The 24,553-nt window shown below is 69.0% G+C and carries 21 protein-coding genes; 11 read left to right on the top strand and 10 right to left on the bottom strand.

What is annotated here, in order from left to right:
- Position 1 precedes the first annotated feature (1 nt).
- Positions 2 to 409, top strand: coding sequence for an HNH endonuclease (locus tag J2Y70_RS00270; protein WP_309912168.1), 408 nt, complete (start codon positions 2 to 4; stop codon positions 407 to 409).
- On the opposite strand, the gene J2Y70_RS00265 is transcribed toward J2Y70_RS00270, so the two are convergent.
- The 4 genes from J2Y70_RS00265 to J2Y70_RS00250 all read right to left on the bottom strand — a co-directional run bounded on the left by J2Y70_RS00265 (position 345) and on the right by J2Y70_RS00250 (position 4,267).
- Positions 345 to 1,181: a pseudouridine synthase gene (locus J2Y70_RS00265; RefSeq protein WP_309912165.1), complete on the bottom strand. Its 837-nt coding sequence runs from the start codon at positions 1,179 to 1,181 to the stop codon at positions 345 to 347. The genes J2Y70_RS00270 and J2Y70_RS00265 overlap by 65 nt on opposite strands.
- A gap of 46 nt (positions 1,182 to 1,227) precedes the next feature.
- Positions 1,228 to 1,731, bottom strand: coding sequence for a hypothetical protein (locus tag J2Y70_RS00260; RefSeq protein WP_263397433.1), 504 nt, complete (start codon positions 1,729 to 1,731; stop codon positions 1,228 to 1,230).
- Positions 1,732 to 1,982: 251 nt separating this feature from the next.
- The gene (locus J2Y70_RS00255; protein WP_263397432.1) at positions 1,983 to 3,077 is read right to left on the bottom strand and encodes an OmpA family protein; all 1,095 of its coding nucleotides are present in this window, start codon (positions 3,075 to 3,077) and stop codon (positions 1,983 to 1,985) included.
- 278 nt (positions 3,078 to 3,355) lie between these two features.
- Complete coding sequence (locus J2Y70_RS00250) at positions 3,356 to 4,267, bottom strand: LysR family transcriptional regulator (RefSeq protein ID WP_309912163.1); 912 nt, start codon at positions 4,265 to 4,267, stop codon at positions 3,356 to 3,358.
- A gap of 97 nt (positions 4,268 to 4,364) precedes the next feature.
- Here J2Y70_RS00250 and J2Y70_RS00245 point away from each other — a divergent pair, with 97 nt between their 5' ends.
- The 8 genes from J2Y70_RS00245 to J2Y70_RS00210 all read left to right on the top strand — a co-directional run bounded on the left by J2Y70_RS00245 (position 4,365) and on the right by J2Y70_RS00210 (position 13,750).
- Complete coding sequence (locus J2Y70_RS00245; RefSeq protein WP_309912161.1) at positions 4,365 to 5,606, top strand: MFS transporter; 1,242 nt, start codon at positions 4,365 to 4,367, stop codon at positions 5,604 to 5,606.
- Complete coding sequence (locus J2Y70_RS00240; RefSeq protein WP_309912160.1) at positions 5,603 to 6,877, top strand: SGNH/GDSL hydrolase family protein; 1,275 nt, start codon at positions 5,603 to 5,605, stop codon at positions 6,875 to 6,877. The genes J2Y70_RS00245 and J2Y70_RS00240 overlap by 4 nt, the downstream gene beginning before the upstream one ends.
- A 43-nt stretch (positions 6,878 to 6,920) precedes the next feature.
- The gene (locus J2Y70_RS00235) at positions 6,921 to 7,955 is read left to right on the top strand and encodes an aldo/keto reductase (RefSeq protein ID WP_309912157.1); all 1,035 of its coding nucleotides are present in this window, start codon (positions 6,921 to 6,923) and stop codon (positions 7,953 to 7,955) included.
- Positions 7,956 to 8,007: 52 nt separating this feature from the next.
- Positions 8,008 to 9,033, top strand: a complete 1,026-nt coding sequence (locus J2Y70_RS00230; RefSeq protein WP_309912154.1) for a zinc-binding alcohol dehydrogenase family protein — start codon at positions 8,008 to 8,010, stop codon at positions 9,031 to 9,033.
- 517 nt (positions 9,034 to 9,550) lie between these two features.
- Positions 9,551 to 11,599: an NADPH-dependent 2,4-dienoyl-CoA reductase gene (locus tag J2Y70_RS00225; RefSeq protein WP_309912153.1), complete on the top strand. Its 2,049-nt coding sequence runs from the start codon at positions 9,551 to 9,553 to the stop codon at positions 11,597 to 11,599.
- A gap of 159 nt (positions 11,600 to 11,758) precedes the next feature.
- A complete protein-coding gene (locus J2Y70_RS00220; protein WP_309912151.1) occupies positions 11,759 to 12,301 on the top strand; it encodes a hypothetical protein in 543 nt (180 codons plus the stop codon).
- 299 nt (positions 12,302 to 12,600) lie between these two features.
- On the top strand, positions 12,601 to 13,062 hold the full coding sequence (locus J2Y70_RS00215) for a cell wall hydrolase (RefSeq protein WP_228320640.1): 462 nt from the start codon (positions 12,601 to 12,603) through the stop codon (positions 13,060 to 13,062).
- 79 nt (positions 13,063 to 13,141) lie between these two features.
- Positions 13,142 to 13,750 (top strand): glutathione binding-like protein, encoded by a 609-nt coding sequence (locus tag J2Y70_RS00210; protein WP_309912148.1) that lies wholly within the window; start codon positions 13,142 to 13,144, stop codon positions 13,748 to 13,750.
- A gap of 567 nt (positions 13,751 to 14,317) precedes the next feature.
- Here J2Y70_RS00210 and J2Y70_RS00205 read toward each other — a convergent pair.
- From J2Y70_RS00205 to J2Y70_RS00180, 6 genes are all read right to left on the bottom strand, one after another.
- Positions 14,318 to 14,896 carry a hypothetical protein gene (locus tag J2Y70_RS00205; protein WP_309912146.1) on the bottom strand — a complete coding sequence of 193 codons (579 nt, stop codon included), beginning with the start codon at positions 14,894 to 14,896 and terminating at the stop codon, positions 14,318 to 14,320.
- 73 nt (positions 14,897 to 14,969) lie between these two features.
- Positions 14,970 to 16,841, bottom strand: a complete 1,872-nt coding sequence (prpE, locus tag J2Y70_RS00200) for a propionate--CoA ligase (RefSeq protein ID WP_309912144.1) — start codon at positions 16,839 to 16,841, stop codon at positions 14,970 to 14,972.
- A gap of 120 nt (positions 16,842 to 16,961) precedes the next feature.
- Positions 16,962 to 19,463: a prolyl oligopeptidase family serine peptidase gene (locus J2Y70_RS00195; protein WP_309912142.1), complete on the bottom strand. Its 2,502-nt coding sequence runs from the start codon at positions 19,461 to 19,463 to the stop codon at positions 16,962 to 16,964.
- A 511-nt stretch (positions 19,464 to 19,974) separates the two neighbouring features.
- Positions 19,975 to 20,961 carry a malate dehydrogenase gene (locus J2Y70_RS00190; RefSeq protein WP_263397421.1) on the bottom strand — a complete coding sequence of 329 codons (987 nt, stop codon included), beginning with the start codon at positions 20,959 to 20,961 and terminating at the stop codon, positions 19,975 to 19,977.
- A gap of 34 nt (positions 20,962 to 20,995) precedes the next feature.
- Positions 20,996 to 21,367, bottom strand: coding sequence for a glutaredoxin family protein (locus J2Y70_RS00185; protein ID WP_309912140.1), 372 nt, complete (start codon positions 21,365 to 21,367; stop codon positions 20,996 to 20,998).
- An 89-nt stretch (positions 21,368 to 21,456) separates the two neighbouring features.
- Positions 21,457 to 21,951, bottom strand: a complete 495-nt coding sequence (locus tag J2Y70_RS00180; protein WP_263397419.1) for a peptidylprolyl isomerase — start codon at positions 21,949 to 21,951, stop codon at positions 21,457 to 21,459.
- 200 nt (positions 21,952 to 22,151) lie between these two features.
- On the opposite strand from J2Y70_RS00180, the gene typA reads away from it, so the two are divergent.
- Both typA and J2Y70_RS00170 read left to right on the top strand, forming a co-directional pair.
- Complete coding sequence (gene typA, locus J2Y70_RS00175; RefSeq protein ID WP_263397418.1) at positions 22,152 to 23,981, top strand: translational GTPase TypA; 1,830 nt, start codon at positions 22,152 to 22,154, stop codon at positions 23,979 to 23,981.
- 13 nt (positions 23,982 to 23,994) lie between these two features.
- The gene (locus J2Y70_RS00170) at positions 23,995 to 24,477 is read left to right on the top strand and encodes a DUF2127 domain-containing protein (RefSeq protein ID WP_309912137.1); all 483 of its coding nucleotides are present in this window, start codon (positions 23,995 to 23,997) and stop codon (positions 24,475 to 24,477) included.
- The last annotated feature ends 76 nt before the right edge of the window (positions 24,478 to 24,553 follow it).

The following is a 24,553-nucleotide window of genomic DNA, read 5'->3' as shown; positions in this document are numbered from 1 at the left end:
GGTGCGTACGCTCCTGCGCCAACGGCTGTTGCTGGCGGCGCAGACCGACGCGCAGGCGCAGCCGGTGGACGGCGGCTGGGAGACACGGTGCCTGCACTGCCGGCGCCGCCTGCGCGTGCGCGACGACGGGGAACCGCTCGGCCACAGCACGCTGGAACACGTGGTACCGCAGGCCTGGTTCGGCCGCCGTGCGGCCATCGCGTTGTGCGGACTCGTCGGCGACGACCCCAACGACGCACGCAATCTCGCGCTGGCCTGTGCCGGCTGCAACCACACCAAGGGTCGCCACCACGACGCGCGCGGTCCGCAGGATGCGCGCGCCTACGACGTAGTCGCCGCCCTGCTCAGCGCGCGACTGGCGCGCTGGCGTCCGCCGCCGGCACCAGTGCAGCGACTTCCGTCGCACTGAGTTCACGCCAGGCGCCCTTGCCCAGTTCGCCCAGCGCCAGCCCGCCGATCGCCACGCGCATCAGGCGCAGCACGCCCAGGTCGAGTTCGGCGAGCAGGCGCCGGATCTGCCGGTTGCGGCCCTCGTCCAGCACCACTTCCAGCCAGGCGTGCTTGTCGCCCTGGCGCAGCAGCCGCACCTGCTTGGCGCGCAGCGCTTCGCCCTCGGCGACCACGCCGGCGCACATCCGCGCCAGCAGGTCCGCATCCGGCACCGCATCGACCTGCACGTGATAGGTCTTGTCCGGACCGCTGGCCGGGTCGGTGACCCGCGCCGCCCACTGCGGGTCGTTGCAGAACAGCAGCAACCCCTCGCTGGCCTTGTCCAGGCGCCCGACCGGCGCCAGCCAGGGCAGCCCGGCGCCGTCGAAACAGCGGTAGACGGTGTCGCGGCCGCGTTCGTCCTGCGCGGTGGTGACCAGGCCGCGCGGCTTGTTGAGCATCAGATAGAGGCGCTGGGTCGCAGCCAGCGGCGCGCCGTCGAGCGCGAGGCGATGCCGGCCGCGCAGGATCGGGAATTCGGGATCGGTGACGGTGCGCCCGTCGACCGCGACGCGGCCGGCGGCGATCCAGCGCGCGGCCTCGGTGCGCGAGCACAGGCCGAGCTTGGACAGGGTCCGCGCCAGGCCGTGGCGGGCCTCGCCTGCCGCCGCGGCAGCAGGCGGCCGCTTGGCGCCGGCCGCTGACGCCGACGCGCGCGATGCGGGACGGCGGGAACGCGAAGGAGGCTTCACCGCTCGCGCTTCGTACGCAGGCGCGGTCGGCGACCGCGCGCCGCGCTTACTGCTTGTCGGCCGGCTTGGCCGCGTCGGGCGCTGCCGCGGCCGGCACTACCGCCGCGGCCGGACGCGCCTTGACCACGCGCACGCCGCGCGCCTTCATCCAGGCGTCGAATTCCTCGGCGGTCATGCGCTTGCCGTTCTGGCTCATGTCGAACCGCCAGGGCGTGTTGTCGAACGCGGTGGTCGGCTTGTACGCGGCCGGATCGTTCGGCTTCACCGCGCCGCCGGCGGGCACGACGTTGGCCAGGCTCTGGCAGCCTTCGGCGCGCAGCCGCAGCAGCACCCGGTCCAGCGACTGGTCGCCGCTGTAGGCCTGGGCCAGCACGCCGCTGGGCATGCCCAGCTGCAGGTTGCGCGTGGACAGCTCGGAAGCGACCGGCGCACCGACCGTGGCCGGCAACGGCAGCGGCTTGGGCAGAACGTCGCCGGAGCAATCCGGTGCGGCATGGGCGGCAGGAATCAGGGCCAGACCAAGCAGGCCAGCCGTAACGATACGCAGCATCGGGTTTTCCATTCAGGCGAGACGACGCCGCGAGTGTAGGCAGGGCCAGGCGCAGTTTCAACCGATACCGGCACTGCATGCGCTAAATAATTGGGAAGGCTGAAAAAGTTCAGCTTGAAGACGTTTGTGCTGCGTTTGCAGAAGTGCCGCTTTTCCGAGTCCCGAGTCCCGAGTCCCTGGTCCCGGCTCCACACGCACAAAAACAAAGCCCGGCGCGAGGCCGGGCTTTGCTTGAAGCATGAAGCGTCCGATTAGTTCTGGACGTTCAGCTCGGTACGACGGTTCTTCGCACGGCCTTCCGGGTTGTCCGAACCATCCGGGTTGGTGTTCGGCGCAATCGGGCGGCTCTCGCCGTAACCGATCGGACCGACCAGACGCGAAGCGTCCACGCCGTTCTTGGTCAGGTAGTCATACACGGTGGTCGCACGACGCTCGGACAGCTTCTGGTTGTAGGCGTCGGTACCCTTCGAGTCGGTGTGACCGGCGACCTCGACCTTCAGGTCGGGGTAACGCTTCAGGATCTCGGTGGCCTCGCTCAGGATCGCGATCGCGTCCGGACGCAGGGTCGACTTGTTGAAGTCGAAGTTGACGCCCTTCAGGTCGATCGACACCGGCACCGGGCAACCGTCCGGACCGATGGTCTGGCCAGGCTGCGAAGCCGGGCACTTGTCGTCGCAGTTGTTGACGCCGTCACCGTCGTCGTCCATGTCCGCGCAGCTCGGGGCAGCGGTCGGAGCAGGAGCGGCAACCGGAGCCGACGGCGGCGGGCCGAGCGGGATCACGACGCCGACCGAGGCCAGCACGTCGCCGAACCAGTTCTCCGACGGAGCGGAAACGCTCTGGTCGTCGAAGTCAGCGCGGTAGGCCACTTCGGCACGCACGGCAACGCGCTTGTCGAAGGTGGTCTGCAGGCCGACGCCGGCCTTGGCGGCGAAGTTGCCGTCCTTGCGCTGACCCGGGGACACGGCGGCGCCGGTGTCGAACTCTTCTTCCGAGCGCTGGTAGCCCAGGCCGAACAGCAGGTACGGGTTCCAGCCGCGGCCTTCCTGGATGAAGTGGCGACGCAGGTCGAACGAGACGCCGTACTGGCTCCAGTTCAGGTCCTGGTTGGCATCGAAGTTCGGGTTCTGATAGTTCAGTTCACCGTCGATCGACCAGTTCGGGCTGACGAACTTGCCCAGGCCCAGGGTGACGAACGGGGCGTCGTTGGTCAGACGGTCGTTGTCCTGGAAGTTGAAGCCGGCCGAACCGGTCAGGTACCAGCGGTCGTCGAATTCCTGTGCGGACGCTGCCTGGGCGACGGCCAGACCGCCCAGCAACGCGGCGGTGAGAATTTTCTTGTTCATTAATACAGCTCCTTGTTTCGGGGATATAGAAACCGATAGGGCATGGTTCAGTACAGATGTCTCGTCACATCCAGACGGCCGTTTCCGCACGCCATCGCCGCGCACATTATGCTCGGCATGGTGAAGACGGCGTTAACGGGCGCGTAACATGTGAAACCCATGGCCAGACCCTCAACGGTCGTGGATACACCGTATACAGCTTCATGAAATGATGCAATGCGGCGCCTGGGCGTCCGTCTGCGTCCGTAGACAGTACGCCTGCGTGTTGTTTTTGCGACTCAGGCCAGGCGCTCCCAGGGCGGCGGGTCGGCCAGCTGCACCTGCATGAACTCGACGAAGGCGCGCACCCGTGGCGGCATCAGCCGGCGCTGCGGCATCACCGCATAGATGCCGGTCTCGGCGATCGCGTATTGCGGCAGCACCTGGCGCAGGCGCCCGCGGCGCAGGTCCTCGGCCACATGCCATACCGAATGCAGGGAGATGCCCTGGCCGTTCAGCGCCGCATCGCGCAGCACCTCGCCGAAGTTGGATTCCAGCGGACCGCGCACCCTGACCGCGACCTCGCCCTCGGCGCCGTGCAGGCGCCAGGTGTCCTGGCGGCCCTCGGCGCCGGTCAGCAGCAGGCAGGCGTGCGCGGCCAGGTCCGCCGCGGTCGCCGGTTCGCCGTGACGGCGCAGGTAGTCGTCAGACGCGCACAGCACGCGGCGGTTGCCGGCCAGGCGCCGCGCGACCAGGCTGGAATCGCGCAGCGCGCCGATCCGGATCGCCAGGTCGAAGCCCTCGCTGATCAGATCCACCACGTTGTCGCTCAGGTGCACGCTCAGCCGCATCTGCGGATACAGGGCCATGAACTGCGGCAGCAGCGGCGACACGTACTGGCGCCCGAACGAGGCCGACATCGTCACCCGCAAGGTGCCGGCGGCGGCGTTGCCGGCGGCGCGCAGGCCGCCGGCCAGCGACTCCAGGTCCTCGACCAGGACGCGCCCCTGTTCGGCCAGCTGCAGGCCTTCGGGCGTGGGATGCAGGCGCCGCGTGGTCCGGTGCAGCAGGCGCACGCCGAGGTCGCGCTCGAGCCGCTTCAGCCGCTGGCTGGCGACCGCCACCGACAGATCCAGGCTGCGCGCCGCGGCGCTGATCGACCCCAGGTCGAGCACGCGCAGGAACAGGGCGATGTCGCCGATCCGGTCCACTTTATCGATTCCATTGAAAGTCACTCAATATATTGCCAGTTTCAGCTGATAAAGCGCGGACCTAGGCTGTGCTTCTCCCGCCTTCTCCGGAACCGCCATGCCTCCCTCCCCCACGCTACGGCCGGCCGCTGCGCCGCCACCGCGGCTGCCGCTGGCCCTGTTCGCGCTGACCGCCGGCGCCTTCGGCATCGGCACCACCGAGTTCGTGATCATGGGCCTGCTGCTGCAGGTCGCGGCCGACCTGCAGGTCAGCGTGCCGGCTGCCGGGCTGCTGATTTCCGGCTACGCGCTGGGCGTGTTCGTCGGCGCGCCGCTGCTGACCGTGGCCAGCCGGCGCTGGCCGCGCAAGCGGGTGCTGGTGGCGCTGATGCTGGTGTTCACCGCCGGCAACCTGGCCTGCGCGCTGGCGCCGGACTACGCCACGCTGATGGCGGCGCGGGTGGTCACCTCGCTGGCGCACGGCACCTTCTTCGGCGTCGGCGCGGTGGTCGCCACCGGCCTGGTGGCGCCGCAACGCAAGGCCTCGGCGATCGCGACCATGTTCACCGGGCTCACCGTCGCCACCCTGCTCGGGGTGCCGGCCGGCGCCTGGCTGGGCCTGCAGTTCGGCTGGCGCGCGACGTTCTGGGCGGTGGCCGCGATCGGCCTGCTGGCCACCGTGGTGATCGCCGCGCTGGTGCCGGCCGGCGACGACGCCACGCCGACCCTGCCGCTGCGCGAGGAACTGCGCGCGGTCGGCCGCGCGCCGGTGCTGCTCGGGCTGGCGACGACGGTGCTCGGCTATGCCGGCGTGTTCACCGTCTACACCTATATCCAGCCGATCCTGACCCGGGTCACCGGCCTGGGCGACGGCGCGGTCTCGCCGCTGTTGCTGGTGTTCGGGGTCGGCATGATCGTCGGCAACCTGCTCGGCGGGCGCCTGGCCGACCGCCATCCGCGGCAGGCGTTGCCGCTGACCCTCGGGCTGCTGGCGCTGGTGCTGGCGGCGCTGGCCTTCGCGCTGCGCTCAGTGCCGGCGATGGTGCTGTTGGTCGGCCTGCTCGGGGTGGCCGCGTTCGCCACGGTGGCGCCGCTGCAGCTGTGGGTGCTGGGCAAGGCCGGCGATGCCGGCCGACATCTGGCCTCGAGCCTGAACATCGGCGCCTTCAACCTGGGCAATGCGCTGGGCGCCGGGCTCGGCGGGCTGGTGATCGGCCACGGCGGCAGCCTGGCGCAGTTGCCGTGGGCGGCGGCGCTGGTCACCGCGACCGGCCTGGCGGTGGCGCTGCTGGCGCTGCGGCTGTCGCCCGCCTCCGCCCATGCGCCGGTGCACGCCTGCGCCGCGGGCGGTGCGGCATGAGCCGGCAGCTGCGCCAGGCCGCGCTGGTCACCACCTTGCTGGGCGCGCTCGCATTGCCGGCCGGCGCCGCCGAGCGCGACTGGATCGCCACCTGGCAGGCCAGCCCGCAGCCGCTGTGGGCCGCCGACTTCCCGTTCCCGACCCAGACCCCGTTCAACCTGTGGCAGCAGACGGTGCGCCAAGTGGCGCGGATCAGCCTGGGCGGCGATACGGTGCGCGTGGAGCTGTCCAATGCCTATGGCCGCGAACCGCTGCACATCGGCGCCGCGCACCTGGCGCTGGCCGGCGACGGCGCGGCGACCGTGCCCGGCTCGGACCGCGAACTGCGTTTCGGCGGGCAGCGCACGGTGACCATCCCGCCCGGCGCGCCGGTGCTCAGCGACCCGGTCGCGCTGCGCGTGCCGGACCTGGCCCGGCTCAGCGTCAGCCTGTACCTGCCGCAGCCGACCGCGCCGTCCACCTTCCATTGGGAAGGCCTGCAAAGCGCCTGGCTGACCGCGGGCGAGCGCACTGCGGACGCGACGCTGGCCGACGCCACCGCGTTGCCGGTGCGCCTGTTCGTCAGCGGCATCCAGGTGCGTCGCGCCGACGCCGCCGGCGCGGTGGTGGCACTGGGCGATTCGATCACCGATGGCGCCGCGTCCACCCCGGGCCGCGACCGGCGCTGGCCGGACCAGCTCGCCACGCGGCTGGCCCCGCAGCGCATGGCGGTGCTCAACGCCGGCATCTCCGGCGGCCGCGTGCTGCGCGACCGCATGGGCCGCAACGCGCTGGCACGGCTGGACCGCGACGTGCTGGCGCAACCGGGCGTGCATACGCTGGTGCTGCTGATCGGCATCAACGACATCAGTTGGTACGCCACGCCGTTCGCGCCGGACGACGCGCCGGTGTCCGCGCAGGAACTGATCGCCGGCTACCGCCAGTTGCTGCAGCGCGCGCAGGCGCGCGGCCTGCGGGTGATCGGCGCCACGCTGACCCCGTTCGAGGGCGCATTGCCGGACACGCCGATCCACGGCTACTACAGCTCGGACAAGGAACGCGTGCGCCAGCAGGTCAACGCATGGATACGAAACGGCAACGGTTTCGATGCGATCATCGATTTCGACGCCCTGCTCCGCGACCCCGCGCACCCCACCCGCATGCTGCCCGCGTTCGATTCCGGCGATCACCTCCACCCCGGCGACGCCGGCTATGCCGCCATGGCCGAGGCCGCCGCGCGCGTGCTCGGCAGCGAGACCGACACGCACGCCGTCTCCGCTTCGCCACGCTGATTTCCGCATCCCGCCATTTCCCCCTGCATCAAGGAGTCTCACCATGGAATACCGTCATCTCGGCGCCTCCGGCTTCAAGGTCCCCGTGCTCAGCTTCGGCACCGGCACCTTCGCCGGCTCGAACGAGTTCTTCGCCGCCTGGGGCAATTCGGACGTGGACCAGGCGCGGCGCCTGATCGACATCTGCCTGGAGGCCGGGGTCAACCTGTTCGACAGCGCCGACATCTATTCCGGCGGCGCCGCCGAATCGGTGCTGGGCGCGGCGATCAAGGGCCGCCGCGACCAGGTGCTGATCTCGACCAAGGCCACGTTCCGCTTCGATCCCAACGACCCCAACAGCGTCGGTTCCTCGCGCTTCCACCTGGTGCGCGCGGTCGAGGCGGCGCTCAAGCGCCTGGGCACCGACTACATCGACCTGTTCCAGCTGCACGGCTTCGACGCGAAGACGCCGGTGGAGGAAACCCTGTCCACGCTCGACGACTTGGTCCGCGCCGGCAAGATCCGCTACCTGGGCGTGTCCAACTTCTCCGGCTGGCACCTGATGAAGTCGCTGGCGGTGGCCGACCGCTACGGCTGGTCGCGCTACGTCGCCAATCAGACCTACTACTCGCTGATCGGCCGCGACTACGAGGAAGAACTGATGCCGCTGGGCCTGGACCAGGGCGTGGGCGCGGTGGTGTGGAGCCCGCTGGGCTGGGGCCGGCTGACCGGCAAGATCCGCCGCGGCCAGCCGCTGCCGGAGAGCAGCCGCCTGCACAACAGCAAGGTCACCGAGGCCGGCCCGCCGGTCGAGGACGAGCGCCTGTACCGGGTGGTCGACGCGCTCGACGTGATCGCCGCCGAGACCGGCAAGAGCGTGCCGCAGATCGCACTGAACTGGCTGTTGCAACGGCCCACGGTGAGCAGCGTCATCATCGGCGCGCGCAATGAGGAGCAGCTGCGGCAGAACCTGGGCGCGGTCGGCTGGAATCTCGACGCCGCGCAGGTGCGGCGCCTGGACGAAGCGAGCGCGGCGGTACCGCCGTACCCGTACTGGCACCAGCGCGGCTTCGCCGAACGCAACCCGCGGCCGGTATGAGCCGGACACGCAGCGCCTTCCCGCCACCGATTCCCCCACGCCTGGAGACATCATGAAAGCCGTCGCCCTCACCCATTACCTGCCGATCGACGATCCGCAGTCGCTGCTCGACGTGGACCTACTCAAGCCGCCCGCGCCCACAGGTTTCGACCTGCTGATTCGAGTGGAGGCGGTGTCGGTCAACCCGGTCGACACCAAGGTGCGCGCCCCCAAGCCGCAGGTGGAGGCGCAGCCCAAGGTGCTGGGCTACGACGCGGCCGGCGTGGTCGAGGCGGTCGGTGCCGATGTCGAGGGCTTCGAACCCGGCGACGAGGTCTATTACGCCGGCGACATCACCCGCGCCGGCAGCAATGCGCAATATCAGCTGGTGGATGCGCGCATCGTCGCGCGCAAGCCGGCGACGCTGGATTTCGCACAGGCCGCGGCGCTGCCGCTGACCACGCTGACCGCGTGGGAACTGCTGTTCCAGCGCATGCCGTTCGACTTCGACGACGAGCGCAACCGCGGCCGCCGCCTGCTGGTGATCGGCGGCGCCGGCGGCGTCGGCTCGATCGCGATCCAACTGGCGCGGCATGCCGGCTTCGAGGTCATCGCCACCGCGTCGCGCCAGCAGACCCGCGACTGGTGCCTGCAGTTGGGCGCGCAGCACGTGATCGACCATCGCCAGCCGCTGGCGCCGCAGCTGCAGGCCCTGGGCATCGAACAGGTGGATGCGGCATTGAATCTGGCCGACACCGACCGCTACTGGGACGCACTCGGCGAACTGGTCGCGCCGCAGGGCCATGTCGGCCTGATCGTGGAACCGGCCGGCGCGCTGCGCATCGGCGATCCGTACAAGTCCAAGTGCATCGGCATCCACTGGGAAATGATGTTCGCGCGGGCACGCTTCAAGACCGCCGACATGATCGAGCAGCACCGGATCCTGGCACGCACCGCCAGCCTGGTCGATGCCGGCGAACTGCGCACCACGCTGACCGAGACGCTGACGCCGATCGACGCGGCAAACCTGCGCGAAGCGCACCGGCGTCTGGAATCGGGCAGCACCATCGGCAAGCTGGCGCTGGCCGGCTGGGGCTGAGGTTTAGCGCAGTTCGGCCCGGACACGGGGGCGATCGCCTTGCTTTGCGCGCGCGGCGGCCATTGGCCGCCCCACAGACCGTTCGCCAGCTCCGCTGTAGCTTCCGCTTCCGCTTCTGCTGTTGCAGTTGCTGTCGCCTTTGCTTTGTTTTGATAAGAGGCCCCTCAGCGCGGCAGGCCCGGCGGGCGAATACCCGAAGGGCGGCGCGCAGGATGCGCGACGTTTTTCGCCGGCACATGGATGTGCCGTCGAAAAATGCCCGTCGGGGCTGCGGACCCGGAGCGCGCAGCGCGGAGGGCGCGCTGCGGGGTGTGCTTTCTTTTGGTTACTTTTCTTTGCACAAGCAAAGAAAAGTAACCCGCGCCAGCGGAAGCTGTTGCTGTTGCTCCAAAGCTTCAAAGCTTCAAAATCCCAGGGCAAGACCAAGGCAACGGCAAAGGTAAAGCCAACGCCCCTCTTGCCGTAGCCCAGGTTTCGCGTCACCCTGCGCGCTTCCGTACGCCAGCGTATCCAAGCCATGTCGCCCGCCTCCGGCCAGCCCGACCCGTCCCCCGCCGCCTACCCGCACCTGTTCGCCCCGCTCGACCTGGGCTTCACCCAACTGCGCAACCGGGTGCTGATGGGCTCGATGCACACCGGCCTGGAGGACCGCGCCCGCGACTTCCCCAAGCTGGCCGCGTATTTCGCTGAACGCGCCGCCGGCGGCGCCGGGCTGATCGTCACCGGCGGCTTCGCCCCGAACGTGGTCGGCTGGCTGAAGCCGTTCGGCGGCAAGCTGTCGTGGCCATGGGAAGTGCGCCCGCACCGGCAGGTGACCCGCGCGGTGCATGCGCATGGCGCCAAGATCTGCCTGCAGCTGCTGCATGCCGGGCGCTACGCCTACCACCCGCTGTCGGTGGCACCGTCGAAGCTGAAGGCGCCGATCAATCCGTTCACCCCGCGCGCGCTGTCCGCACGCGGCGTCGAGCGCCAGATCGGCGCCTACGCCCGCGCCGCGCGGCTGGCGCGCGAAGCCGGCTACGACGGCGTCGAGGTGATGGGCTCGGAAGGCTATCTGATCAACGAGTTCGTGGCTCCGCGCAGCAACCGCCGCGACGATGCCTGGGGCGGCGACGCGAGCAAGCGCATGCGCTTCGCGGTGGAGATCGTGCGCCGCATCCGCGAGGCCTGCGGGCCGGACTTCATCATCATCTACCGGCTGTCGCTGGTGGACCTGGTCGAGGACGGCAGCGACTGGCAGGAGATCGTGGCGCAGGCGCAGGCGATCGAGGCCGCCGGTGCGACGCTGATCAACTCCGGCATCGGCTGGCACGAGGCGCGCGTGCCGACCATCGCCACCTCGGTGCCGCGCGCCGCCTTCGCCGGCGTCACCGCCAAGCTCAAGCCGCACGTGCGGGTGCCGCTGATCGCCACCAACCGTATCAACATGCCCGACGTGGCCGAACGCATCCTCGCCAGCGGCGGCGCCGACATGGTGTCGCTGGCGCGGCCGCTGCTGGCCGATCCGGAGTGGCCGAACAAGGCGCGGCGCGGCCAGGCGCAGGCGATCAACACCTGCATCGCCTGCAACCAGGCGTGCCTGGACCACGTGTTCGAGAACAAGACCGCCAGCTGTCTGGTCAATCCGCGCGCGGCGGCCGAAACCGAACTCAACTACCTGCCCACGGCGACGCCGCGGCGCATCGCCGTGGTCGGCGCCGGCCCGGCGGGGCTGGCCTGCGCCACGGTGGCCGCCGAGCGCGGCCACCGCGTGACCTTGTTCGACAGCGCCACGGAGATCGGCGGCCAGTTCAACGTCGCCAAGCGCATTCCCGGTAAAGAAGAGTTCCACGAAACGCTGCGCTATTTCCGCCACCAGCTCGACGCCACCGGCGTGGACGTGCGCCTGCGCACCACCGCCGATGCGGCGCTGCTGGCCGACTTCGACGAGGTGGTGCTGGCCACCGGCATCGTGCCGCGCGCGGTCGATTTCCCGGGCGCGGATCATCCCAATGTGGTCAGCTATCTCGACGTACTGCAAGGCCGGGTACAGGCCGCGGACAAGGTCGCGATCATCGGCGCCGGCGGCATCGGGTTCGACGTCGGCGAGTTCCTGGTGCATGCCGGCGAATCGACCGCGCTGGATCCGGCGCGCTGGATGGCCGAATGGGGCGTGGATCCGCAGTTCGAAACGCGCGGTGCGCTGCGCAAGCCGCAGCCGGAAGCGCCGGCGCGCACGGTGTGGCTGCTGCAGCGCAGTGCCGGCCGCCCCGGCGCGCGCCTGGGCAAGACCACCGGCTGGATCCACCGCGCCACGCTCAAGGCCAAGGGCGTGAGCATGCTCGGCGGGGTCGAGTACCTGGGCATGGACGACGCCGGCTTGCGCATCCGCGTGGACGGTACAGAACAGCTGTTGCCGGTCGGCACCGTGGTGGTCTGCGCCGGCCAGGAGCCGCGTCGCGACCTGCACGATGCGCTGCAGGCCGCCGGTCGCAAGGTGCACCTGATCGGCGGTGCCGACGTCGCCGCGGAGCTGGATGCCAAGCGTGCGATCGCTCAGGGCAGCCGCCTGGCGGCGCAGCTCTAGGCGCGCGTGCGGCGATAACGGCATGCGCTTAGCGGACGCAGGGAAAGGACGCGCGCAACACCTGGATCACCAAGGACGAGGCGCTGTCGCAACTGCGCAGGTGGCAATGCGCTGAACGCGGTGTACACGCGATCGGCCAGTTCGTGGCGCAGCACGCGCGTGGTGCCGGCACACCACTGCACGCCTCGGCGCGCTATCGGCGACACCCGCGATGTAGGGCTGCGCCGCGTCGCTGGCCTGCTGGCGATGGCGTTCGGCGCGCTGCGGCTCCAGTCCGGCAACGGCCTGCGGATCTCCCTTCCGGAGTTGCAGCAGGCGCTGTCCGGACAATTGATAGACAACACATTCGACTTGCGCGCAGGCACGGCCGATACAGGCAAGGCACCGCGTCCGCCGCCAACAGACAGAATATGGCCAACGCGTAACGTCATGCGCACGCTTCAGCGCGGTTCGCTATGCGGCAGCGCATACAACGCGATGTTCGCGTCATGCAGCTTGGCGATGCAGCTGCTGTTCTCCGACTTAGCGCATTGTCGAAGCCGGAACCGCATTCGCGCATCCACATGCGACGTTCGCCACGACGCTATAGGCACAGCGTTGCCCCTATTGCCGCTCAGCACATCGTTGCCGCGTTCGATTCTTCGATGGCATCGTCATGCGCAATACGCGTCGAGACCAATCGCGCAACTCTATGCAGCGTGATGCAAATGTGATGCACAAGGTTCGCGCGTGCGCAACGATGCGACCGTGGACTCGCGCTGCAGCGCACCACAGCCAATGTGAGCGCTGTCAATGTCAGGGGTTCAGTTGCGATTGGGGAAGCGGCGCCTATTGTGCGCGCCACTTCTGATCCACCCATCTTGGTGGATCCGCCGGCCTCCAGATTGCGCCGGCACCCGGGCGGCCCGTGACAGGCCGCCTCCCCATGACGCCAAGCCGCATCGCCTTGCCGCGCCACCCGGTGCAGCCCCGATGACGGCCCATACGGAGCAAGGAGTCATATGAAACTGGCCTGGATTCTCTGGCTGTCGCAGCTGTTGCCGCAACCCGCCGCCGATTCGTTGTGTTTGAGCACCACCGTATACCTGGAAGCGCGCGACCAGACGCTGCGCGGCCAGCAGGCGGTCGCCGAAGTGGCGCTGCGGCGCCTGGACAGCGGCCTGTGGGGCAACTCGATGTGCCAGGTGGTCACCGCGCGCAAACAGTTCGCGCCGGGGCTGGTGAAACCCGGCACCGAACTGAAGAATGACGACGCCTGGGCCGATGCGGTCGACGTCGCCTTTGCCGCGGAGCGCAACTGGGCGCTGCCGCAGGGCCAGCGCAAGGAGATCGTGCCCGGCGCCAGCCACTTCGCCGCGCATGCGATCGCCAGCCCCAGCTGGCGCAATGCCTACCAGGTGGCGACGATCGGCGACCACACGTTCTACCGCGTACAGAAGCTGCGGCCGCGCAACGCGTCCTGATCGCGCACTGCCGCACTATCGCCAACGACATGCAGGGCCGGGTACGCTTCCCGGCCCTTTGTCTGTGCGGAGTGCCGCAATGAAACTGTATTCCAAGCCCGGCGCCTGCTCGCTGGCCGACCACATTGCGCTGCGCTGGGCGGACCTGCCGTTCGAACTGGAACTGCTCGATGCCGCGTCGATGAAGGCGCCGGCCTATCTCGCCCTCAATCCCGCCGGCGCGGTGCCGACGCTGCAGGTGGACGACTGGGCGCTGACCCAGAATTCGGCGATCCTCAACTACATCGCCGACCTGGCGCCGGCCGCGCAGCTTGCCGGCGACGGCAGCGCGCGCGGCCGCGCCGAAGTGCAACGTTGGCTCGCCTTCCTCAACGCCGACCTGCATCCGGCCTTCCATCCCATGTTCGGCAGCACGCGCTACCTGGAAGACGCGGCGGTGATCGCGCGCACCCAGGAGCATGCGCGTGAGCGCCTGCGCACGTTGTATGCACGCGTGGACGCGCACCTGGCAACGCAGGCATGGCTCGGCGGCGCGCAACGCTCGATCGCCGATGCCTATCTGTTCGTCACCTTGCGCTGGGCGCGCGCCCTGAAGATCGAGCTCGGCACGCACCTCCAACGCTTCTTCGAACGCATGATGGCCGATCCGCAAGTGCAGGCGGCGCTGCATGCCGAAGGCCTGGACTGAACGCAGGCAACAGCGGCGCATGCAGTGTGACGCGCTGCGTGAATGAGCAGTTGCCAGAAAACTTCCGCATCGACTGATGCCAAGGTGTGGGAGCGACTTCAGTCGCGACGGGCTCTACCGGCAATGCCCGTCGCGACTGAAGTCGCTCCCACAAACGCGCCGCGGGCTGCAACGGTCCGCATCCGAACTGCATCCGCAAGACAGCCGACCCGCAGGTGCAGGTGGCGCTGCAGTCGGAAGGCCTAGAGAGTCCATGCAATTCGAGCGATCTTTTTTGCTTGTTTGCACGCAAACGAAACCTTTAGGAGCGGTTTCAGCCGCGACAGGCTCTATCGGACATATCCTGTCGCGGCTGAAGCCGCTCCTACAACGGCCACATTGCGACTGCCAGCCGTCTTAGAGCACGCTGCCTGCATCGGCCATGGCCACGAACAGGGCCACGATTGTCCAGCGGCAGGCGAGCGCCGTGCAGCAGCCTTGCGGCGCGGCGCAGGCCGCGCGCGTTCTGGATCGGCAGACACTGCACGCCGGAACCTGCCTGCGCGTGGCATTGGTGTTTGATCGCGACTACTGCGCATCCGCGCCGAGCGTATCCTGCAACCAGCGCGCGGCCAGCGCCGGACTCTTGGCCTTGCCTATCGCGGTGGCCAAGTCCGGCAGCAGCGCTTCGAGCGCAGCGGCGTCGCTGCAGCGCTCGATCTTCAGCTGCATGAAATAGCCCTTCAATCCCAGGTACTGGCGCACCGCTTCGCTCATTGCGTCGTAGAGGCGCGAATAGCGCTGCGCCGCTTCGCGCGACACCGGCGCATCGGCGCGATCGGCCAGCGCCTGGAGGGCGTCGGTCACCGTTGCCGCGGACGCCGCCAACGGTGCGCTTGATGCCGATGGCGATGGCGATGGAGACGATAGCGGTGATGCCGGCAGCGACGCATCGCCGCCGCGGCGGATCAGGCCCATCTGCTGCAATTGCGCCAAGGCATCGTCGGGCGCATGCACGCCGGCAACGATCTGCTGCAGCGTGCTGTCGTCCTTCTGTCCGTCCACCACCAGCAGGATCGAGCGCAGTTGCGCCGGCAGCCGGCGCGCGCGGTCCGCGATTTCCTGCCGTCCCGCCTCGGTCTTGGCATACCACCCGTTCTCGCTCATCCCCCGCCTCCCCTGGTTGCGCGTCAGCGTCGGCCGCCGCGATTGCCGCGCGATGCAGGCGCGCAGCGGTGCCTCATCGCCCCAGCACCCTGCGAATCTCGTCGAGCGCAGCGGGATCGTCCAGCGTGGACAGATCGCCCGGATCGCGCTGTTCGGCCAACGCCTGCAGCGAGCGCCGCAGCAACTTGCCCGAGCGCGTCTTCGGCAGCGCCTGCACCAGATGCACCTGCGCCGGCCGCGCCACCGCGCCGAGCCGCTCGACCACGCATTGCCGCAACTGCTCGGCGACGCCGGCCGCATCGGACGCCGCCTGTTTCAGCGTGGCGAACACCACCGGCACCTGTCCCTTCAGTTCGTCGTGCATGCCGATCACTGCGACCTCGGCCACGTCCGGATGGCCGGCGATGGCTTCTTCGATCTCGCGCGTGCCCAGGCGATGGCCGGCGACGTTGATCACGTCGTCGGTGCGGCCGAGAATGAAGATGTAGCCGTCGTCGTCGCGGATCGCCCAATCCAGCGAGCTGTACAGCAGCTCCTCGAAATGGCTGAAGTAGCTGCGCAGGAAGCGCGCGTCGTCGTTCCACACTGTGGTCATGCAGCCCGGCGGCAACGGCGGCTCGATCACCAGCACGCCCTTGCGCCCGGCCGGCACTTCGGCGCCTTGCGGGTCGACGATCTTCATCTTGTAGCCGAGGTTGGGAAACCCCGGCGACCCCAGTTTGACCGGGCGCATGTCCACTCCCGGCAGCAAGGTCAGCGCCGGCCAGCCGGTCTCGGTCTGCCAGTAGTTGTCGATGACCGGCTTGCCCAGCGCCTCGCCGATCCACAGCGCGGTCGGTTCGTCCAGCGGTTCGCCGGCCAGGAACAGGTACTGCAGCGCGCTCAGGTCGTGGTCGCGGATGTGGCGCAACGGATGCTTCTTCAGCACGCGGATCGCGGTCGGCGAGGAGAACATCGTGCGCACGCGGTACTTCTCGCACAGCGCCCACCACACGCCGGGATCCGGCTGCACCGGCAATCCTTCGTACAGCAACGAAGTGCAGCCGGCGATCAGCGGGCCGTACACGTTGTACGAATGGCCGACCGCCCAGCCGACGTCGGAGGTGGAGAACATCACTTGGCCCGGCGCGCAATCGAACACCGTGCGCATCGACAGCGCCAGCGCCACCGCGTAGCCGCCGACGTCGCGTTGCACGCCCTTGGGCTTGCCGGTGGTGCCGGAGGTGTACAGCAGGTAGCTGGGTTCGTTGGATTCCAGCCAGGCGACCGGCACATGCGCATCGCCCACCTCCGCGCGCAGGCTGGCGTAGTCGACGTCGCGCCCGTCGATGCGCGGCTGGGCCGGATCCAGCCCGCGCGAGACGATCAGCACCTTCGGCGGCGGCGTGCTCGCTTCCGCGCAGGCGGCGTCGATCAGCGGCTTGTAGGGAATGATCTTGCCGCCGCGGCTGCCGGCATCGGCGGCGATCAGCAGCTTCGGCGCCGCATCGTCGATGCGCAGCGCCAGGTTGTGCGCGGCGAAGCCGCCGAACACCACCGAGTGCACCGCGCCGATGCGCGCGCAGGCCAGCATCGCGAATACCGCCTCGGCCATGTTCGGCATGTAGATGACCACGCGGTCGCCGCGCTGCACGTCCAGGCGCAGCAGCACCGCGGCGAACGCGTTGACCTCCGCGTGCAGCTGCGCATAGGTGAATTCGCGGGTCTGCCCGGTCTCGCTGGACACCGCGACCAGTGCCAGCTGCGCGGCGCGTTCGGGCAGGTGCCGGTCGACCGCGTTGTGGCACAGGTTGGTCAGCCCGCCGCCGAACCAGCGCCGGAACGGCGGGTGGTCGTATTCCAGGATCGCCTGCGGCGGCCGCTGCCAGTGGATGGCCTTGGCCTGCTCCGCCCAGAACTCCTCCGGCTGCTCGATCGAGCGCCGGTACAGCGTCGCGTAGTCCATGCAGCCCCTCCCAAGGCCATGCACCCGCCCGGAGCATAGTCCTTGCGCCGCGCTTGCGTCCTTCGACCTTGGTCGAAGTGGCGCAGGCGGCACCGTGTCCGCCTGCGCCATTGCCTTCCGCTACCGCTTCGGCGGGGTCGCCGCGGCCGCGGCCGGCGCCGCCTGCTTCACGTAGCGGTCGAACCACTCCAGCATCTCGGCCACCACGTCCTCGTTGGACTCGCGCGCGGTGTACCAGTGCGGCTCGAACGGCAGCAGCACCAGCCGCGCGGTGCCTCCGTTGCCGCGGATCGCCTGGAACAGCCGCGGCGCCTGGGTGGTCTCGGTGCCGGGATTGGCGTCGTCCATGCCGTGCACGATCAGCAGCGGCTCGTTGATCTTGTCGGCGTGGAAGAACGTCGACGCCTGCGCGTAGACCTCCGGCGCGGCCCAGAACGAGCGCCGCTCGTTCTGGAAGCCGAACGGGGTCAGGGTCTTGTTGTAGCTGCCGCTGGTGGCCACGCCGGCGCGGAACAGGTCGGTGTGCGCCAGCAGGTTGGCCGCCATCAGCGCGCCGTGGCTGTGGCCGGTGACGCCGATCCGCTGGCGATCGACCACGCCCAGCTCCACCGCCTTGTCCACCGCGGCGGTGGCGTTGTCGACCAGTTGCTGCAGATAGGTGTCGTAGGCGGTCTTGGGATCGCCGACGATCGGGAACGCGGTGTCGTCGATGACCGCGTAGCCGGCCAGCAACAGCAGCTGGTAGGAGCTCAGCCGGGTGAAGTCGCGCTCGTTGGCGCCGCTGACCTGGCCGGCCTTGGACGGATCGGCGTAGTCCAGCGGATACGCGTACAGGATCGCCGGCACCCGCGTGCCTTCCTTGTAGCCGGGCGGCGTGTACAGCGTGAACGACAGCTCCACCCCGTCCTTGCGCTTGTAGGTCACCAGCCGCTTCTTGATCTGCCGCACCAGCGGCGTCGGGTCGGGGAAACGGGTGACCGGCGCGAGGCTGGACGCGTAGGCCGCCTCGCCCGCGGCCGCGTCGGGCTGCGCCTGGCCCAACGTGCGCAGGTAAACGTTCGGCGGGTCGGCCGGCGACTGCCGCCAGGTCAGCAGCCGGGTCGCGTCGTCGCCGGCGAACCCGGCGAACACCTCGTCGACGCTGGCGTCGCTGCGGAACAGGCGCTCGCTCTTGCCGCTGGCCAGGTCGTAGCGGTCGAGGAAGGCGCGGTCGCCGGCGGGCGTGGCGCCCTGCCCGCTCAGGAACAACGCGCCGCGGTCCTCGTGCAGCACCGCTTCGCCGTTGGCCAGCACGCGCAGTTCCGGCGTGCCGGGATCGGCGTACAGGTCGTCGGTGGACAGGTCGAACAGCACCCGGCCAGGGCTGCCGGGACGATCCGCGTCCAGCAGCGTGGTGCGGCGCCAGTGGCGGTTCTCGTCGAATTCGTCCAGCAGCGCGCGCCCGCCCTCGGCGAACCAGGACAGCCCGGCGTAGCGCTGGGTCACCCGCGCCAGTTCGCGCGGCTTGCCGGTGAACGGCGCCGCCAGGGTCAGCAGCTTGTCGCGCGCCGGCACGTTGGCCTTCCAGTCGCCGCCGTCCAGCGCCTCGGCCCAGACCAGCGTGGCCGGCTGGTTGGCCCGCCAGGAATACGCGCGCGGGCCGGTCGGCACGCCATGCACCGGCACCCGGTCGGCGACCGGCAGCTTGGCCAGCACGCGCTCGCTGCCGTTGGCCAGGTCCAGCACCGCCACATCGCGCGCGAAGCGCGCATAGGTGGTGACGTAGGAATACGGCCGCTGCAGCCGCTCCACGCGCACATGGCGGCCATCGGGCGCGCCATCCACCGCGGTGTAGACCGCCGGCGCGCCGATCTTGGCCTGACTGCCGCTGGCGGCATCCACCTTGAGCAGCTGCGAGGTGGCGTAGTAGGTGAACAAGGCCTCGTCCTCGGGACTGGACAGGGTGTCGCGCGCCTCGTAGGTGCTGCTCTCGCCCTTGCCCTGGATGGTTTCCTTGACCTCCGGGCCCGGCGGCACCGCCGCCTTGCGCGGCGCCGCGCCCAGGTCCTGCGGCACGGTCTTGAGCAGCAAGGTGTCGCTGCCGCCCAGCCACTGGATCTCCCCGCCCAGCACCGGATTGAGCTGCACACCGTCGATGCGGCGCACGTTGCCTGTGGCGACGTCGCCCAACCACAGCTCGACGCGGTCGGCGGCGGTGTTGTTGAAGGCGAAGCGGCGCCCGTCCGGCGACCACACCGGCAACGCCGGGCAGGCGCCGGCCGGCAGGGTTACCGCGGTCTGTTTGCCGCTGGCCACGTCGACCAGAGCGAAGCCGTCCAGGCAGGTGCGGATGCCGTAGCCGTTGGACATGTCGTGGCGGCTGTGGCTGCGCGGCTCCACCCGCACCCCGGCCAGCTTCAGATACGGCTCGGCGACGCGTGCGATCGGCGGATACTGATTGCGCTGCACCAGCAGCAGGGTCTTGCCAGTGGGGTCCAGCCGCGGCGACGGATTGAGCGGCGCGCGCATCACCCCCAGCAGCGGCTCGGGCGGCTGCCGATAGCCGTTGTCCGCAGCGACGGCGGCGAACGGCAATACGCTGGCGAGCGCCAGCGACGAGACCCACCGGTACGGCATGACCATAGAAATTGTCCCCTGGCGAATGGCTGCGGAAACGTAGCACACCGCACCAGGCTCCTACCGCTCTCCGAAGCCGGCATCTCTACCTTTCTCCCGATGGGAGAGGAGCTAATGGCTGTTCCCTTCTCCCCTCGGGAGAAGGTGCCCCGAAGGGGCGGATGAGGGTACGGACGCAGTCTCGCACACCCAACTCAGCGAGACGCTTCGCGCCGTACCCTCACCCCAACCCCTCTCCCGAGGGGAGAGGGGCTAGTGCTGTTCCCTTGTCCCATCGGGACCATGGCCCACTTTTCGGGGGAAGGTGGCCCGCAGGGCCGGATGAGGGCATGGGCGCAGCCTCGTGCGCCTAACTCAGCGAGTCGCTTCGCGCCGCACCCTCACCCCAACCCCTCTCCCGAGGGGAGAGGGGCTATGGTTCCTTCTCCCACCGAGGGAAGTGGCCCGCAGATTTGGAACCCCACAACGCAGAACGCCGGGCAGAGCCCGGCGTCCGGTGACGCGATCGCCGACGCGATCAACCCAGCAGGTGCGCCACGCCGCTGCGCTCTTCTTCCAGCTCGGCCAGGGTCTTGTCGATGTACTTGCGGCTGAAGTCGTCGATCGGCAGATCCTTGACCAGGGTGTACTCGCCGTTCTCGGTGGTCACCGCGAAGCCGAACATCACCCCTTCCGGAATGCCGTAGGAGCCGTCGGATGGAACGCCCATGGTCACCCACTTGCCGTTGCTGCCCAGCACCCAGTCGCGCACGTGGTCGATGGCGGCGTTGGCGGCCGAGGCGGCCGAGGACAGGCCGCGCGCTTCGATGATCGCCGCGCCGCGCTTGCCCACGGTCGGGATGAAGCTGCCGGCGTTCCAGTCCTGGTCGTTGATCGCATCGGCGACCGAGGCGCCGTCGGCGGTGGCGAAGCGGTAGTCCGGATACATGGTCGGGCTGTGGTTGCCCCACACCACCAGCTTCTCGATGCCGCCGACCGGCTTGCCGAGCTTGAGCGCCAACTGGCTCAGCGCGCGGTTGTGGTCCAGGCGCAGCATCGCGGTGAAGTTCTTCGGGTTCAGGTCCGGCGCCGACTTCATCGCGATGTAGGCATTGGTGTTGGCCGGGTTGCCGACCACCAGCACCTTGACGTTGCGGCTGGCGACCTTGTTCAGCGCCGCGCCCTGCGCGGTGAAGATCTTGGCGTTCTCCAGCAGCAGGTCCTTGCGCTCCATGCCCGGGCCGCGCGGACGCGCGCCGACCAGCAGGGCGATGTCGGCGTCCTTGAACGCCACTTCGGCGTCGTCGGTGCCGACCATGCCGGCCAGCAGCGGGAATGCGCAGTCTTCCAGCTCCATCATCACGCCCTTCAGCGCGGCCTGGGCCTTCTCCATCGGCAGCTCGAGCAGCTGCAGGATCACCGGCTGGTCCTTGCCCAGCATCTCGCCGGAGGCGATACGGAACAGCAGGGCATAGCCGATCTGGCCGGCGGCGCCGGTCACAGCAACACGTACGGGTGTCTTCATGGGGGGTTCCTCTGCTAAAAAAGGGATAAAGGGGTCAGTAGACGCGGTAGCCGAGCGGCTGCAGGTGCGCGTCCAGGGCGGCGGTGTCGTAGCCGTCGATCACGTGCTGGCCGATCACCGTGATCGGCACGCCTTCGCGGCCCAGCGCGGCCGCGGCCAGGCGGCCGTCCTCCTGCTCCACGTCGAGCACGCGGTAGCGGACCTGGGCACGTTCGAAATCGGCCTGTTGCCGGCGGCAGTAGCCGCACCAGTCGGCGGCCAGCATGACGATGCCGTCCTCGCCGGTGAGCCGCCGCGGGTCGCCGGCCGCCAGCGCTGCCGGCGTGGGCGCCTGGCCGCTGCGCCACCACGTATGCACGCCGCCGCCGATCCCGAGCAGCACCATGCACAACAGAAGGGAACGCATCGTCATCGGGCTGGAGCGCGGCAGTCAACCGGGAAATGTTAGCACGCAGGCCATCGGCGACCGGCCTGGACGGCCGGTCGCGGCGGCACTCAGGCGCTGAGCAGGCGGTTCCACTCGGCGACGCGGTCGGCCTTGGCCGCCAGCACCGCGTCGGCGTCGCCTTCGATGGTGATCTTGTTGATCGCATCGCCCTGGGCGACGCTGTCCACCACGTCCAGGCCCTGGGTCACCTTGCCGAACACGGTGTGCTTGCCGTCCAGCCACGGGGTGGCGGTGTGGGTGATGAAGAACTGGCTGCCGTTGGTGCTGGGACCGGCATTGGCCATCGACAGCACGCCGCGCTCGTGGCGCACGCCGTTGTCGGTCTCGTCCTCGAAGCGGTAGCCCGGGCCGCCGCGGCCGGAGCCCTCCGGGCAGCCGCCCTGGATCATGAAGTCGGCGATCACGCGGTGGAAGCTCAGCCCGTCGTAGAAGCCGCGCTTGGCCAGGTTCACGAAGTTGGCCACGGTCAGCGGTGCCTTGTCGGGGTACAGCTCGATCGTGATCGGGCCGCGGGCGGTGTCGAAATGGGCGATCAGGGACATGGGATTCCTTGGAAACGGGGGCGTCATTTGGGGCGCATAGGATACACGGCGGCCTGTTTGGCCCGCTTCAGGCCCCCGCTTCGGCGGCTGAACGGCCCCGCCCCACGGCCGCCGAATCCTGAACCGCAGGCGCGCCGGGATACAGGTATAATAGGGGGCTTACTCTCCTTCCTTTCTGGCGCCGGTTGGCCCCCTTTCGCATGTCCATCGAAAATCTTCGCAATATCGCCATCGTCGCCCACGTCGACCATGGCAAGACCACCCTCGTCGACTGCCTGCTGAAGCAGTCCGGCACCCTCTCCGAGCGCACGGTGCTGGCCGAGCGCGTGATGGACAGCAACGATCAGGAAAAGGAACGTGGCATCACGATCCTGGCCAAGAACACGGCCATCACCTGGCAGGGCAACCGCATCAACATCGTCGACACTCCCGGACACGCCGACTTCGGCGGCGAAGTGGAGCGCGTGCTGTCGATGGTGGACTCGGTGCTGATCCTGGTCGACGCGATGGACGGGCCGATGCCGCAGACCCGCTTCGTGACCCAGAAGGCCTTCGCAATGGGCTTCAAGCCGATCGTGGTGGTCAACAAGATCGACCGCCCGGGCGCGCGTCCGGACTGGGTGATCGACCAGGTGTTCGACCTGTTCGACAAGCTCGGCGCGACCAACGAGCAGCTCGACTTCCCGATCGTCTACGCCTCGGCGCTGCACGGCTACGCGAGCCTGGACGACAGCGCCCGCGAAGGCGACATGACTCCGCTGTACGAAGCGATCATGAAGCACGTGGCGCCGCCGCAGGTGGATCCGGACGGTGCGTTCCAGATGCGCATCAGCCAGCTCGACTACAACAACTTCGTCGGCCTGATCGGCATCGGCCGCATCCAGCGCGGCAAGGTCAAGAAGAACATGCCGGTCAGCATCGTCGACCGCGAAGGCAAGAAGCGCCAGGGCAAGATCCTGCAGGTGCTGGGCTTCATGGGTCTGGAGCGGGTGGAAGTGGAAGAGGCCGAGGCCGGCGACATCGTCGCCATCTCCGGCGTGGCCGACATGAGCATCTCCGACACCATCTGCGCGCTGGACACCCCGGAAGCGCTGCCGGCGCTGACCGTGGACGAGCCGACCATCTCGATGACCTTCCAGGTCAACAACTCGCCGTTCGCCGGCAGCAAGGAACACAGCGGCGGCAAGTTCATCACCAGCCGCCAGATCCGCGAGCGCCTGGAACGCGAGACCCTGCACAACGTCGCGCTGAAGGTCGAGGAAGGTTCGGACCCGGACAAGTTCCTGGTCTCCGGCCGCGGCGAACTGCACCTGTCGGTGCTGATCGAGAACATGCGCCGCGAAGGCTTCGAGCTGGCCGTGTCGCGTCCGGAAGTCATCGTCAAGGAAATCGACGGCAAGCTGATGGAGCCGGTCGAGCAGTTGGTGGTGGACATCGAAGAGCAGCACCAGGGCGGCGTGATGGAAAAGCTGGGCATCCGCAAGGGCCAGCTGAAGAACATGGAGCCGGACGGCAAGGGTCGCGTGCGCCTGGACTACATGATCCCGGCGCGTGGCCTGATCGGCTTCCAGAACGAGTTCCGCACCCTGACTCAGGGCTCGGGCCTGCTGTTCCACGTGTTCGACCACTACGGTCCGAAGGAACAGGGCGCCATCGCCAAGCGCCAGAACGGCGTGATGATCGCCAACGCCGCCGGCGCCACCCCCGCCTACTCGCTGGGGCCGCTGGAAGAGCGTGGCCGCCTGTTCGCCGCCGAAGGCGACAACGTGTACGAAGGCCAGCTGATCGGTATCCACTCCAAGGACAACGATCTGACCGTCAACGCGATCAAGACCAAGCCGCTGACCAACATGCGCGCCTCGGGCAAGGATGATGCGATCAAGCTGACTCCGGCGATCAAGTACACGCTGGAACAGGCGCTGGACTTCATCGAGGACGACGAGCTGGTCGAAGTCACCCCGAAGGAAATCCGCCTGCGCAAGAAGTTCCTGACCGAAAGCGATCGCAAGCGCGCCGGTCGCGGCGGCTGACCGCAGGCCTCCCGTGGCCAGCAAGAAGGCGTACAACCCGGATCCGCATGCGCATCCGGGCTTGCACCTGATCGCACTGCTGGAGGCCAGCAAGGGCCTGCTCGCGGTACTGGCCGCAACGGGTCTGGAGATCATGGGTCCGCTGCCGCTGCGTGCGGCGGTGGGCCGGCTGATCGTCCGTTTCAGCCTGGACCCCGAGCACGGCGCGCTGCCGTCGCTGCTCACCATGATCAACCCCGGCGCGGTGCATCTGGCCGCCGCCGGCATGCTCGCCTACGGCGTGCTGCACATCGTCGAAGCCTGGGGCCTGTGGCGCGCCAAGGCCTGGGCGTCGATGCTGGGCTGTGTGTCCGCGGCCATCTACCTGCCGTTCGATATCTACGCGATCGTGCGCCATCCCGGCTGGGCCGCATGGGCGGTGCTGGCGATCAATCTCGCCGTGGTCGGCATCCTGGCCCGCGACCTGATCCGGCGCCGACGCCGCCCCGCGCTCTGAGCGCAATGCGGGCACGCGCCCGCACACCGGTTTGCCAATCCCCGTAGCGCTGCGTAGCCTCCTGGAGAACCATTCC

The organism is Xanthomonas sp. 1678 (assembly GCF_031455575.1).
Lineage (GTDB): Bacteria > Pseudomonadota > Gammaproteobacteria > Xanthomonadales > Xanthomonadaceae > Xanthomonas_A.
This window is presented reverse-complemented; position numbering and strand designations above follow the sequence as displayed.

Bases quoted from the DNA above. Each gene is read 5' to 3' on its own strand.
- J2Y70_RS00230 (WP_309912154.1), top strand. From the start codon at position 8,008: ATGAAAGCCGTCGCCCTCACCCATTACCTGCCGATCGACGATCCGCAG.
- J2Y70_RS00180 (WP_263397419.1), bottom strand. From the start codon at position 21,951: ATGTCCCTGATCGCCCATTTCGACACCGCCCGCGGCCCGATCACGATC.
- J2Y70_RS00195 (WP_309912142.1), bottom strand. From the start codon at position 19,463: ATGGTCATGCCGTACCGGTGGGTCTCGTCGCTGGCGCTCGCCAGCGTA.
- J2Y70_RS00185 (WP_309912140.1), bottom strand. From the start codon at position 21,367: ATGCGTTCCCTTCTGTTGTGCATGGTGCTGCTCGGGATCGGCGGCGGC.
- prpE (WP_309912144.1), bottom strand. From the start codon at position 16,841: ATGGACTACGCGACGCTGTACCGGCGCTCGATCGAGCAGCCGGAGGAG.
- J2Y70_RS00205 (WP_309912146.1), bottom strand. From the start codon at position 14,896: ATGAGCGAGAACGGGTGGTATGCCAAGACCGAGGCGGGACGGCAGGAA.
- J2Y70_RS00190 (WP_263397421.1), bottom strand. From the start codon at position 20,961: ATGAAGACACCCGTACGTGTTGCTGTGACCGGCGCCGCCGGCCAGATC.
- J2Y70_RS00260 (WP_263397433.1), bottom strand. From the start codon at position 1,731: ATGCTGCGTATCGTTACGGCTGGCCTGCTTGGTCTGGCCCTGATTCCT.
- J2Y70_RS00235 (WP_309912157.1), top strand. From the start codon at position 6,921: ATGGAATACCGTCATCTCGGCGCCTCCGGCTTCAAGGTCCCCGTGCTC.
- J2Y70_RS00245 (WP_309912161.1), top strand. From the start codon at position 4,365: ATGCCTCCCTCCCCCACGCTACGGCCGGCCGCTGCGCCGCCACCGCGG.
- J2Y70_RS00255 (WP_263397432.1), bottom strand. From the start codon at position 3,077: ATGAACAAGAAAATTCTCACCGCCGCGTTGCTGGGCGGTCTGGCCGTC.
- J2Y70_RS00215 (WP_228320640.1), top strand. From the start codon at position 12,601: ATGAAACTGGCCTGGATTCTCTGGCTGTCGCAGCTGTTGCCGCAACCC.
- J2Y70_RS00210 (WP_309912148.1), top strand. From the start codon at position 13,142: ATGAAACTGTATTCCAAGCCCGGCGCCTGCTCGCTGGCCGACCACATT.
- J2Y70_RS00240 (WP_309912160.1), top strand. From the start codon at position 5,603: ATGAGCCGGCAGCTGCGCCAGGCCGCGCTGGTCACCACCTTGCTGGGC.
- typA (WP_263397418.1), top strand. From the start codon at position 22,152: ATGTCCATCGAAAATCTTCGCAATATCGCCATCGTCGCCCACGTCGAC.
- J2Y70_RS00225 (WP_309912153.1), top strand. From the start codon at position 9,551: ATGTCGCCCGCCTCCGGCCAGCCCGACCCGTCCCCCGCCGCCTACCCG.